Annotated in this window: 11 protein-coding genes; 8 read left to right on the top strand and 3 right to left on the bottom strand. The window is 56.7% G+C overall.

Going from position 1 to position 12,082, the window contains the following annotated elements; translation table 11 throughout:
• Positions 1-82: 82 nt before the first annotated feature.
• Complete coding sequence (ribD, locus tag H4317_RS18720; protein WP_185888068.1) at positions 83-1,132, bottom strand: bifunctional diaminohydroxyphosphoribosylaminopyrimidine deaminase/5-amino-6-(5-phosphoribosylamino)uracil reductase RibD; 1,050 nt, start codon at positions 1,130-1,132, stop codon at positions 83-85.
• A 94-nt stretch (positions 1,133-1,226) separates the two neighbouring features.
• Between ribD and prmC the strand changes: the two genes are divergently transcribed.
• The 7 genes from prmC to rfbA all read left to right on the top strand — a co-directional run bounded on the left by prmC (position 1,227) and on the right by rfbA (position 8,520).
• On the top strand, positions 1,227-2,096 hold the full coding sequence (gene prmC / locus H4317_RS18715) for a peptide chain release factor N(5)-glutamine methyltransferase (protein WP_185888067.1): 870 nt from the start codon (positions 1,227-1,229) through the stop codon (positions 2,094-2,096).
• Between the two features lie 137 nt (positions 2,097-2,233).
• The gene (locus tag H4317_RS18710; RefSeq protein WP_185888066.1) at positions 2,234-2,827 is read left to right on the top strand and encodes an acyltransferase; all 594 of its coding nucleotides are present in this window, start codon (positions 2,234-2,236) and stop codon (positions 2,825-2,827) included.
• Between the two features lie 94 nt (positions 2,828-2,921).
• On the top strand, positions 2,922-4,217 hold the full coding sequence (locus H4317_RS18705; protein ID WP_185888065.1) for a nucleotide sugar dehydrogenase: 1,296 nt from the start codon (positions 2,922-2,924) through the stop codon (positions 4,215-4,217).
• 96 nt (positions 4,218-4,313) lie between these two features.
• Entirely contained in the window at positions 4,314-5,348 is a 1,035-nt protein-coding gene (gene galE, locus H4317_RS18700) for a UDP-glucose 4-epimerase GalE (RefSeq protein ID WP_185888064.1), read from the top strand.
• Positions 5,349-5,412: 64 nt separating this feature from the next.
• Positions 5,413-6,468, top strand: coding sequence for a dTDP-glucose 4,6-dehydratase (gene rfbB / locus H4317_RS18695; protein WP_185888063.1), 1,056 nt, complete (start codon positions 5,413-5,415; stop codon positions 6,466-6,468).
• A 98-nt stretch (positions 6,469-6,566) separates the two neighbouring features.
• Positions 6,567-7,574, top strand: coding sequence for an SDR family oxidoreductase (locus H4317_RS18690; RefSeq protein ID WP_185890098.1), 1,008 nt, complete (start codon positions 6,567-6,569; stop codon positions 7,572-7,574).
• 64 nt (positions 7,575-7,638) lie between these two features.
• Entirely contained in the window at positions 7,639-8,520 is an 882-nt protein-coding gene (gene rfbA / locus H4317_RS18685; RefSeq protein ID WP_185888062.1) for a glucose-1-phosphate thymidylyltransferase RfbA, read from the top strand.
• Positions 8,521-8,613: 93 nt separating this feature from the next.
• On the opposite strand, the gene chrA is transcribed toward rfbA, so the two are convergent.
• Both chrA and H4317_RS18675 read right to left on the bottom strand, forming a co-directional pair.
• Positions 8,614-9,792, bottom strand: coding sequence for a chromate efflux transporter (gene chrA, locus H4317_RS18680; RefSeq protein ID WP_185890097.1), 1,179 nt, complete (start codon positions 9,790-9,792; stop codon positions 8,614-8,616).
• A gap of 197 nt (positions 9,793-9,989) precedes the next feature.
• Positions 9,990-10,967 (bottom strand): isopenicillin N synthase family dioxygenase, encoded by a 978-nt coding sequence (locus H4317_RS18675; RefSeq protein ID WP_185888061.1) that lies wholly within the window; start codon positions 10,965-10,967, stop codon positions 9,990-9,992.
• Between the two features lie 131 nt (positions 10,968-11,098).
• On the opposite strand from H4317_RS18675, the gene H4317_RS18670 reads away from it, so the two are divergent.
• Positions 11,099-11,923, top strand: coding sequence for a hypothetical protein (locus H4317_RS18670; RefSeq protein WP_185888060.1), 825 nt, complete (start codon positions 11,099-11,101; stop codon positions 11,921-11,923).
• Positions 11,924-12,082: the final 159 nt, after the last annotated feature.

Raw genomic sequence — 12,082 nt, 5'->3', positions numbered from 1 at the left:
CAAGCAAGCGTACTATGCGCTATGGTGCGCTGCAGTATCAACAAAGGTAGCGGCTGGTTTGCTCCAGTTACTGGTGTCTGCTTTACTTGTTGGCTCCGTTCACGTACACAAACAGCTCATCTTCGCTAAGCTGGCAATGCTCCCGCAACCCGCTAAGGCCCGGCTTCGGGGCCGATACGCCGCCGCCCAGCCGCTTAGGACTGCGCAACACCCGAATTTCGTCCCAGAGCCCATCCTTCAGCAGTGAGTTGAGCACGGTTGGGCCACCTTCTACCAGCACCGACTGCACATTGCGCTGGTATAAGTTGTTGAAGATCTGAGGAAACAGGTCTTCGGCTTCGGAAAGCATTACAAATCCAACATTATTTTTGGTAGCCCGCTCCCGGTAGGTATAAACCACGGTAGGTTGCTGCCCATTGAAGAGGTGATGCGTAGGCGGCAGACTTAGGTTTTTGTCGATAACGATACGCGTTGGGTTGGGGCCAGGCCAGTCGCGCACGGTTAGGTGCGGATTGTCGTGCAGGGCCGTGCGGGTACCCACCAGAATAGCCTGTTCTTCAGCCCGCCACTGGTGCACGGCCACCCGCGCCAAGTCGCCACTAATAGGCACCGACTGATAATAGGGCCCTGCCAGGTAGCCATCAGCTGTTTCGGCCCACTTTAGCACAACATATGGCCGCTTTTTCTCCTGAAACGTGAAAAACCGGCGGTTCAGCCAGCGGCCTTCGTGCTCCAGAACACCCGTTTCTACCGTTATGCCTGCTTCACGCAACTTAGCCAAGCCACGACCTGCTACCAGTGGGTTCGGGTCGAGGTTGCAGACTACCACTTCCGGAATTCCTTTTTCAATAAGCAGATCGGCACAGGGAGGTGTTTTGCCGTGGTGGGAGCAGGGTTCCAGCGTTACGTAGGCGCGGCTATGCGGGAGCAGAATAGGGTCGGCTACGGCTGCTACGGCATTCACTTCGGCATGTGGCCCGCCATACTGCCGGTGCCAGCCTTCCCCAATAATGCGGCCCTCGTGCGTGATAACGCAGCCAACCAGCGGGTTGGGGCGGGCGGTGCCAGTGCCAAGCCGGGCTAAGTCCAGCGCACGGCGCATCATCAACAGGTCGAAATCAGGAGTAAGCATAGGCGGGAAGGGCTGGGGCAGAATGATAAGCGAAATGTAACCCGAACTTTTAGCTTGCGCTACCCATCGGCAGCCAGCCGTGTACCTTTGCCGCATGCCCACGCTCCGCCAACTCACCGCTGACCTCTCTACCGATCTGCAGGCACACTATCCTGTGCCGGAAGCAGCCAGCATTGCCGGGCTGGTGCTGGAGCATCTACTGGAGCTTACGCCACTGCAGCGCCGCATGCAGGCCGATACGCTGGTACCCGCAGAAGTACTGACACAACTTCCGGCACTACAAGAGCGCCTAATGCGCCACGAGCCAGTACAGTACGTGCTGGGAGTAGCGCATTTTGCTGGTATGGAACTGGCCGTAACGCCTGCCACACTCATTCCGCGCCCCGAAACGGAGGAGCTGGTGCAACTGATTGTAACCGAGCAGCGCGGCCGGAGCACTACCCTTTCGGTGCTGGATGTAGGTACTGGCAGCGGCTGTATTGCGCTGGCACTATGCCGGGAGCTGGAGCCGGCCCGCACAATAGCCGTCGATGTTTCGGCGGAGGCACTGGCCGTAGCGAGCCGCAACGCTGCCCGCTACGGCTGCGAAATCGACTTTCAGCAGATAGATATTCTGAAGCAAGAGCCCCAAGGTATTGCGCCGGCTACGCTGGATGTGCTGGTCAGCAACCCACCTTACGTTCTGGAAAGTGAGCGGCCTCTCATGCGGGCCAACGTGCTGGACTACGAGCCGGCCACCGCACTGTTCGTGCCCAACCACGACCCGTTGCTTTTCTACCGCTGCATAGCCGAGTTGGGAACCAAGCTACTGCGACCAAGCGGTGCGCTCTATTTCGAAATCAACGAGCAGTACGCTACCGAAACTGTGGCACTGCTGGTGGGGCTGGGCTATACAAGTGCTGCTGCCCGCCTCGATATGTTTGATAAGGCCCGTATAGTGCGCGCCACTTGGCCAGGAGTATAAAGGATCTGGCACTGGTCTGCTGCTCAGGGTCAACTCTGGAAAAAGGCGCTCTACTCGCCAATCAGGAGGATGCAGCACGTACCTGTACACAACAAAATTCAAAGCCCTACCTTTGTCGGCTGAACTGCCGTGCCCCTATGACTATTGCTCCTGCCTATTTCGCGCACCCCACCGCCGTCCTCGACGATGGGTGCCGTGTAGGTGCCGGCTGCCGTATCTGGCACTTCAGTCACCTCAGCCCCGGTTCGGAGTTGGGAGAGGGCTGTAGTCTGGGCCAGAACGTGTTTGTGGCCGATGGCGTACGCCTGGGCCGCAACGTAAAGGTGCAGAACAATGTGAGCCTGTATACTGGTGTGGAATGCCACGATGATGTATTCATCGGGCCTTCGGCCGTGTTTACCAACGTGCTGAATCCTAGAGCAGCAGTTGTGCGCCGCCATGAGTATCAAGCCACAGTGCTGGAGCGGGGGGTGAGCATAGGTGCCAACGCTACAGTAGTGTGTGGCGTCCGGCTAGGCGAATATGCGTTTGTGGGCGCTGGCTCTGTCGTCACCAAAGACCTGCCACCATATGCACTGGCTTACGGCAATCCGGCTCGGCAGCGCGGCTGGATGAGTGCTTATGGCCACCGGTTGGCGTTTGATGCCGCCGGCTATGCCACCTGTGCGGAAAGCGGCGAGCAGTACCGACTAACCGAGGGCCGGGTTTCTCGTATCAGCCCCGAATCATAACAAGATTTCAGTTGCCGGCAATCCCAAATAGGTTGCTGCTTCAACAATAGCAAATTCAAGACCTTACGTCACCAAGATTCTAAGACCCTTCATCGTGTACGAGCAACTACTTCGCAAAGAGGCCACGCTGGCCGTTATTGGCCTCGGCTATGTGGGCCTGCCCATCGCCCTCGAGTTTGCCCGCAAAATCAAGGTTATCGGTTTCGATATCAATGCCAAGCGCGTGGACATGATGCGCAACCACGTGGACCCCAGCGGCGAGCTGGAAACCAAGGACTTCGAGGGCTGCGACATTGAGTTTACGGATTCGCTGGAAGTGCTGCGCGAGGCCCGGTTCTTTATTGTAGCTGTGCCAACACCTATCGATGAGCACGCGCAGCCCGACCTGAAACCCTTGCTGGGCGCTTCCTCGACGGTGGGCAAAGTGCTGAAAAAAGGCGACTACGTGGTATTCGAAAGCACCGTGTACCCAGGCTGCACCGAGGACGACTGTATTCCGGTGATGGAGAAGCTTTCGGGCCTGAAATTTCCCGACGACTTCAAGGTTGGCTATTCGCCGGAGCGCATCAACCCCGGCGACAAGGAGCATACGCTTTCCAGCATTATCAAAGTAGTAGCTGGCTGCGACGACGAGTCCCTGGATGTTATTGCCAAGACGTATGAACTGGTGGTGAAGGCCGGGGTACACCGCGCCAGCAGCATCAAAGTAGCCGAAGCCGCCAAAATCATCGAAAACACGCAGCGCGACGTCAATATTGCCTTGATGAACGAGCTGTCGATGATTTTTGACCGCATGAGCATCAACACGTACGAAGTGCTGGAAGCGGCTGGTACCAAGTGGAACTTCCTCAAGTTTTCGCCCGGTCTGGTAGGCGGCCACTGCATCGGTGTAGACCCGTACTACCTGACGTACAAGGCCAAAGAGCTGGGCTACGACGCCAAAGTTATTCTGAGCGGCCGCACCACCAACGATAATATGGGTGCTTACATCGCGCGCAAAACCGTGCAGATGATGATCAAGAAGGGCAAGGACGTCGCCAAGAGCCGCGTGCTGGTGATGGGCGCTACGTTCAAGGAAAACGTGGAAGACATTCGCAACTCCAAGGTTGCTGATGTGATTCAGGAGTTGAAAAACTTCTCCGTAAACGTAGACATCGTGGACCCACATGCTGATTCTGACGAGCTACACCACGAGTACGGCTTCCGCCTGACGCCCGCCAGCGAAGTGCGCGACGACTACGATGGCGTGATTGTGGCCGTGAGCCATGCGCCCTATACGTCGCATAATGAAGCATACTTTCAGTCGATTACCGCCGACAATGCGGTCCTCGTAGACATCAAAGGCTTGTTCCGGGGCAAGATCCAGGACATGCAGTACTGGAGCCTGTAAAGTATAGCTCTCAGCTGTCAGTTGCTTGGTAGCAGCACTGTTCTGCGTAGAAAAACTGAGCACCTGACAACTGGCAATGAATAACTGACACTTGATATGGAACGCACGAAAATACTCGTGACTGGTGGGGCCGGCTACATTGGCTCGCACGCGGTAGTAGAGCTGTATGAAGCCGGTTTTCAGCCGGTTATTGTTGATAACTTCAGCAATTCGCAGGAATCAGCACTCACTGGTATCGAGACGATTCTGGGAGTGAAAGTGCCGTTTCACCGCATCGACTGCAATGATGTGGAAGCCATGCGGGCCGTGTTTGCGGAGGAAGGTAGTCTGCGTGGAGTCATCCATTTCGCAGCCTATAAAGCCGTGGGCGAATCGGTGCAGAAACCACTGGAGTACTACCACAACAACGTCGGCTCGCTGCTGACACTGGTGCAGGTGATGCGCGAGTTCGGAGTAGAAGCTTTGGTGTTTTCTTCCTCCTGTACCGTGTATGGCATTCCGGACGCGCTGCCCGTGACGGAGCAGACGCCGACCAAAAAAGCCAACTCGCCCTACGGTGCTACCAAGCAGATGTGCGAAGACATCCTCAACGATGTGGCCGTTGCACCAGGCAATAAGCTGCGCACCATTCTACTGCGCTACTTCAACCCGGTTGGCGCTCATGCCTCGGCTCAGATTGGGGAGCTGCCGCTGGGCGTACCGAACAATCTGGTGCCGTTCATCACCCAGACGGCTGCGGGCCTGCGCCAGGAACTGACCGTGTATGGCGACGATTACGACACGCCTGACGGCTCCTGCGTCCGCGACTATGTGCACGTAGTAGATCTAGCAAAGGCCCACGTAGTAGCGGTGCAGCGCCTGCTCGATGGCAAGGGAGCCACAGTAGAAACGTTTAATGTGGGCACTGGCCAGGGCAACACTGTGCTGGAAGTTATCAGGACGTTTGAGCAGGTGAGCGGGCAAAAGCTTGCCTATCATGTTGGCCCACGCCGCGCTGGCGACGTGCCTGCCATCTACGCCGACGTTACCAAGTCGGTAGCCGAGCTGGGCTTCAAAACCACCGCCACACTAGCCGAAGCCCTGCAGAGTTCGTGGAAATGGCAGCAGCATTTGCAGGCTATCAACGGCTAGTTGTTTGCCGCCTGTGGTGCCACTACCTCAGCAGCTACCAGCGAGTAGTTAAACACTTAAAAACATGAAAATTATCATCACCGGCGGGGCCGGGTTCATTGGGTCGCATGTGGTGCGCCTATTCGTGACCAAATATCCGGAGTATCAGATCCTGAACCTGGATGCCCTAACGTATGCCGGCAACCTAGAGAACCTGCGGGATGTTGAAAACGCGCCCAACTACCGCCTGGTAAAAGGCGACATCACGGACCAGGCTTTCGTTGATCAGCTTTTTGCGAACGAGGAGCCCGACGCCGTGATTCACCTGGCTGCCGAAAGCCACGTGGACCGTAGCATCACGGACCCGCTGGCTTTCGTGAAAACCAATGTATTGGGCACCGTACACCTGCTGAACGCCGCCAAAAACCTCTGGAAGCCGCTGGGCTACGAAGGCAAAACCTTCTACCACGTGAGCACCGATGAAGTGTATGGCTCCCTGGACTTCGGGCCGGATATGTTCACGGAAGATACCAGCTACGACCCCCGCTCGCCTTACTCGGCCAGCAAGGCGTCGTCGGACCACTTCGTACGGGCTTGGCACCACACGTACCACATGCCGGTGAAACTGAGCAACTGCTCTAACAACTACGGCCCCAATCATTTCCCTGAAAAGCTGATTCCGCTAGCCATTCACCGTATCCAGCACGGCCAGCCGGTACCGGTGTATGGCAAAGGCGAAAACGTGCGCGACTGGCTGTTTGTGAAAGACCATGCTACCGCCATTGATGCTGTGTTCCATCGGGGCAAGGTGGGCGAGACCTACAACATCGGTGGGGTGAACGAGTGGGCCAACTTGGAGCTGATTCATCTGCTCTGCGACACGCTGGACGAGAAAACCGGCAAGGAAAAAGGCACTTCCCGCAAGCTCATCACATTCGTGACGGACCGCGCCGGCCACGACCTGCGCTATGCCATCGACAGCAGCAAAATTATGAACGAGCTGGGCTGGAAACCGTCCGTTACGTTTGAGCAAGGACTGTCCCAGACCGTGGACTGGTATCTGGAAAACCAGGAATGGCTGGAGCATGTCACCAGCGGAGCCTACCAGGATTACTACCAGAAACAGTACGCCGCCCGCTAGCACGGCCCAGTGAGCAATAAGTAGGAGCAGCGAATAACCATTCAACTGCCTGAAAGCAACTGCTCATTGCTCATCCATCATTGTTAATTGAACACGACGTGTACGAAACTCCTTTCCACGACCAGCCACTCGATAATCTGGCTTTCCTCGTAACCGGCGGGGCCGGATTCATTGGCTCGAACCTAGTAGAATATCTGCTGAAATACGGCGCCAAAGAGGTGCGCGTGCTGGACAATTTCTCCAACGGCTTCCGCAAAAACGTGGCGCTGTTTGCCGCCAACCCAGCCCTGCGCGTGATTGAAGGCGACATCCGGGACCGGCAGACCTGCATTGATGCCTGCCAGGGTATAGACGTGGTGCTGCACCAAGCGGCGCTAGGCTCCGTGCCCCGCTCCATCAACGACCCAATTACGTCCAATGACGTGAACGTGGGCGGCTTCGTGAACATGCTGGTGGGAGCCAAAGAGGCAGGTGTGAAGCGCTTCGTGTACGCGGCGTCCAGCTCCACCTACGGCGACCATAAGGCACTGCCGAAGGTAGAAGACCGGATTGGCAAGCCCCTTTCGCCCTACGCCGTGACCAAATATGCCAACGAACTGTACGCCGACGTATTTGGCAAGACCTACGGCATGGAAATCATTGGGCTGCGTTACTTTAACATCTTCGGTCCGCGCCAAGACCCGAATGGGGCCTATGCAGCCGTTATTCCGCTCTTCATTGATGCGGTGCTGGAAGGCAAGCCGCCCCGCATGAATGGCGACGGTGGCCAGACCCGCGACTTTACGTTCGTGGAAAACTGCGTGCAGGCCAACATCAAGGCGGCGCTGGTGCAAAACCCTGAAGCCGTGAACCAAGTGTACAATGTGGCCGTGGCCGACCGCACTTCCCTCAACGACCTGTTCAATATTCTGAAGGAAGAGGCGGGATCCGACATCACGCCTGAGTACGGCCCCGACCGTGCCGGCGACATTCGGGATTCCCTGGCTGATATCAGCAAAGCCAACAATCTGCTCGGCTACCAGCCGCAGATTCGCATCCGGGAGGGCCTGCAAAAGACCTTGGCTTGGTTTAAGCAGAACCAGGAGTTTATTGCGGAGCGGAACTAACCAGTTGATTTTCAGGAGCTGTTCTCGGTAAGAGAAGAGGCTGCACTACCAGAACTACCACCCTATGAAAGGTATTATTCTCGCCGGAGGCTCCGGTACGCGCCTGCACCCGCTTACTCTGGCGGTTTCCAAGCAGCTGATGCCCGTCTACGACAAGCCGATGATTTATTATCCCTTGTCGATTCTCATGATGGCCGGCATCCGGGAAATCCTGATTATCACCACCCCCCACGACCAAGAGCAGTTCAAAAAGTTGCTCGGCGACGGCAAGGGCCTGGGTTGCAACTTCCAGTATGTGGTGCAGGCAGTGCCCAACGGCTTGGCTCAGGCTTTCGTGCTGGGCGCTGACTTCATCGGGGATGATAAGGTGGCGCTGGTACTCGGCGACAACATCTTCCATGGTGAAGGAATGGAAGATCTACTAAAATCAAACAACGACCCGGAAGGTGGCGTGGTGTATGCCTACCACGTGCACGACCCGGAACGCTACGGCGTGGTAGAATTCGATGCCGATAAAAAGGCCCTTAGCATTGAGGAGAAGCCGGTTACACCGAAAAGCAACTACGCCGTTCCAGGCCTCTATTTCTACGACAACGACGTAGTGCAGATAGCTCGCGACCTGAAACCCAGCCCTCGTGGCGAGTATGAAATAACCGACGTAAACCAAGAGTACCTGCGCCGCGGCAAGCTGAAAGTGGGCATTCTGGGCCGCGGCACCGCTTGGCTCGACACGGGTACCTTCGAAAGCCTGATGCAGGCCGGCGAATTTGTGCGGGTACTAGAGCAGCGCCAAGGCCTAAAGGTGGGCTCCATCGAGGAAGCGGCCTACCGCCAAGGCTTTATTGACGCGGATCAGTTGCGCAAAATTGCTGAGCCCCTGCGCAAAAGCGGCTACGGCGACTACCTGCTGCGCCTGCCCGAGCAACTCGTTATGAAAGGCATGTAAACCGGTTGCGCTACTAGCTAGTAAGTCTCATCAAGCCACAGCCCTTCTGCTCCCTAGGCAGAAGGGCTGTGGGCTTTTAAGGATGGCACCTGATTAAAATACCACACCTGCCAGCAGGCCGGCCAGCACAATCAGGTAGGAGGGAATCTTCTCCCAGAGCAGCACCAGAAACGTAGCGCCAATAAGCCCCAAGTTGACTGGGGTATCGGGTAGCGGGTGATACAGCAGGAACACCGCGGCGCATACCAGTCCCGCACTCACCGCATTGATGCCCTCCATGGAGGCCTTTACTACGCGGTACTGCTTGAGCTGGTCCCAGAACCGAATCAGAAAGAAAATTAGGAGTGTACCGGGCATGAAGATGCCCGCTGCTGCTACCAAGCCGCCGGCTATCTGCCCCCCTAAGCCGTAGTCGCGCATGGCCAGCGCCCCGATATAGGAGGCAAAGGCGAAATTGGGGCCGGGTAACGCCTGCGTAAGCCCGTAGCCCGACAAAAATTCCGGAGCCGACAGGTAGCTCTTAAACTCCACAAACTCAGCAAACAGCAGCGGCGCCAGCACTTGCCCGCCTCCAAACACCAGGCTACCGTTTCGGTAGAAGTTCTCGAAGAGCAACACGGGCAGTTCGCGGGTGTAGTGGCCCAGTACGGCCGCCGCTATAAACACACCTCCCCACAGTATAAAGTTTGCCCACTCGATGCGCAACGGTTGCTTCTGCGTCACGACGGCGTGCTTGCGGTAGCGGAACGTGGTAACCAAGCCTCCGCCAAACAACAGCAGCGGCAACACCGAGGGCAGTTGGAACCGATACGCCAGCATAGCTGCTGCCACCATCAATGCCACCGAGGTTTTGGTATGAATGACCTTCTCAGAAATTTTGTAGGCTGAATAGGCGACGAAACCTACAGCAATGGGCTGAATATACTGCACCAGCCGGGCCACCTGCTCTTTATCGAGGTAGTTCATGGCCAGCCCGGCGGCCGTCATGATGCAGACAGCTGGCAGCATCCAGACCAGCAGCGTCAGGTAGGCCAGATTGGGGCCACCCAGCCGAAAGCCGATGGCCGTAATGGTCTGGGTAGAGCCAGGGCCAGGCAGCAGCTGGCACAGCGCCATAATTTCGAGCAACTCCGCCGACGTAAGGTAGCGCCGCTTATCTACAAGCAGGCGCAGCATCATGGCAGTATGCGCCTGCGGGCCTCCAAATGCCGTAACGGCCAGCAACGCCACGTCTTTCAGGAAGATGATGCCCCGCACCCGGCGTGTAGGCAACCTACGGCGCCCGCGCGGAGGCGGGGCCAGCTTAATCTCATCGGGTGGGAGGACAGGCGGAGTAGAAAGCACGATCCTAATGTAGCATAAGCGGTTGGTTGTGACGCTGGTTGAGTCAGAAAAATATGCTTTCCGTCATCACAAAAAAGCCTCCGCAACCCAATGGTGCGGAGGCTTTGCTAAGCAGAAGAAACGGGTTATTTCTTCTTGAGGCCCAACTCAATCAGGCGCTCATTCAGGAATTCGCCTGCCGTAATGTCGGCCTCCTTCTTGGGATTTTCGGGCGTTACGCAGTTCTCGAGAGCGGCCAGGCTCATTTCGGAGCGTGGGTGCATGAAGAATGGGATGCTGTAGCGCGAAGAGTTCATTTTCTCACGGGCCGGGTTCACGACGCGGTGAATGGTGCTCTTCAGTACGCCGTTGGTCAGGCGCTGCAGCATGTCGCCTACGTTCACCACAATCTGGTCCGGCAGGGCCGTAATCGGAATCCATTTACCGTCGCGGCGCTTTACTTGCAGACCATCGGCCGAAGCGCCCATCAGCAGCGTAATCAGGTTGATGTCGCCGTGCTCAGCGGCCCGTACAGCATCAGCCGGTACTGCGTCAGGGTTCTCAATCGGGTAGTAATGGATTGGGCGTAGAATGCTGTTGCCGTTGCGCACCTTGTCATCGAAGTAGCTCTCGGGCAGATTCAAGTACAGCGCAATGGCGCGTAGCACGTCTTTGCCAGCGGCTTCCAGCGTTTTGTACGTGGTCCGCGACGTATTCGCGAAGCTGTCCACCTCATTGGGCCAGATGTTGTCGGGGTATTCGGCGCCGATGGGGTCATTGGCATCGTCCACTTCCTGGCCCACGTGGTAGAACTCCTTCAGGTCGCCGGTGTTGCGGCCCTTGGCATGTTCCTTACCTTTGCTCACGTAGCCGCGCTGGCCTGCCAGCTCCGGCTTTTCATATTGCTGCTTTACATCGTCGGGCAGCGAGAAGAAAGCTTTTACATCACTATAAAGCTTCTGCGTCTGCTCATCGGTGAGGCCGTGGTTCTTGAGGGCAACGAAGCCGATGTTCTGATAGGCTTCGCCGAGCTGTTGAACAAAGCGGGCTTTGCGCTCCGGGTCACCGGAGCGGAAGTCTGCGAGGTCGAGGGAGGGAATTTCTTCCAGCAGTTTTTCTTCCATCTTGGAAAATCACTATACTTTTGAACAATGAATGCGTGCTGCGCAAGGTACTCAAAAAACCAACGTTGTCCCGCTAACGCAGGTTTCCGAAAGGCTCCTGTTTCTGTCTTTTTCATCCCTGTTTCCCCTATATGAAACCATTTGCTTTACTGCCTGGCGTGGCCTTGCTGCTGGCACTAGCTGCCTGCGACGCAGCCAAGATTCAGTCGGATACGTCCAACTCCTCTACCGCCGAAATGGTGACTACCACGGCGGCTACCCAGGCGAAAAACGGCATCCGCGTTACGCCCTTCAACGACTCGCCTAAGTTTCCGGAAGCCCAACTAATTCTCAAGACGCCACCGGCCGGCTCCACCGTGCCCAGTGGGGCCGTGGCTTTCGACTACGACCTAAGCAATTTCCTGCTCACTAAGATGACGGGCGGCATGCATGCCGCGCATCTGGCTAACTCGCAGAAAGGACAGCACATCCACAACATTATCGACAACGAGCCCTACACGGCGCACTACGACACGGAGTTCACCAAGAACGTGGTGGATGGGCAGCATGTGGTCCTCTCGTTTCTGTCGCGCTCCTATCACGAGAGTCTCAAGCACCGCGGCGCCTACGACCTACGCGTTGTGACCGTGGGCAAAGTGGCGCCCGGCACGCCAAAGTTTGATGTGACGGCCCCGCACCTGTTCTACAGCCGCCCCAAAGATGTGTATACCGGCAAGGATGCCGAGCGGGTCATGCTGGATTTCTACCTCGTGAACACCACATTGGAGCCTGGTGGTACGCAGGTGCGCGCTACCATCAACGGAGCCGAGTTTATGCTGGACCAATGGGCGCCCTACATGATGGAAGGCCTGCCCATTGGGGAAAATACCGTGAAACTGGAGCTGGTAGATGCCAGCGGCAACCTCATTCCCGGCCCCTACAACTCCGTAACCCGCAACTTCTCGATTCAGCCGTAGCGCTGGTTGTTGCTCGCTTGTTTCGCTGCCCATCCTCCGCTTGCCGGAAGATGGGCAGCGCTTTTAATAAGGGTGTAATATTCTGGCATCCTACAATTTTGGTGGCATTTTAACATGCTCTTAATGTCAGATAAGGCCTGTTTTCAGTAGCTTCACGCT

The sequence above is a fragment of the Hymenobacter sediminicola genome, assembly GCF_014250515.1.
In the GTDB taxonomy this organism is placed as follows: domain Bacteria; phylum Bacteroidota; class Bacteroidia; order Cytophagales; family Hymenobacteraceae; genus Hymenobacter; species Hymenobacter sediminicola.
The sequence above is the reverse complement of the archived record's forward strand: the minus strand, read 5'-3'. Positions and strand labels throughout refer to the sequence as shown.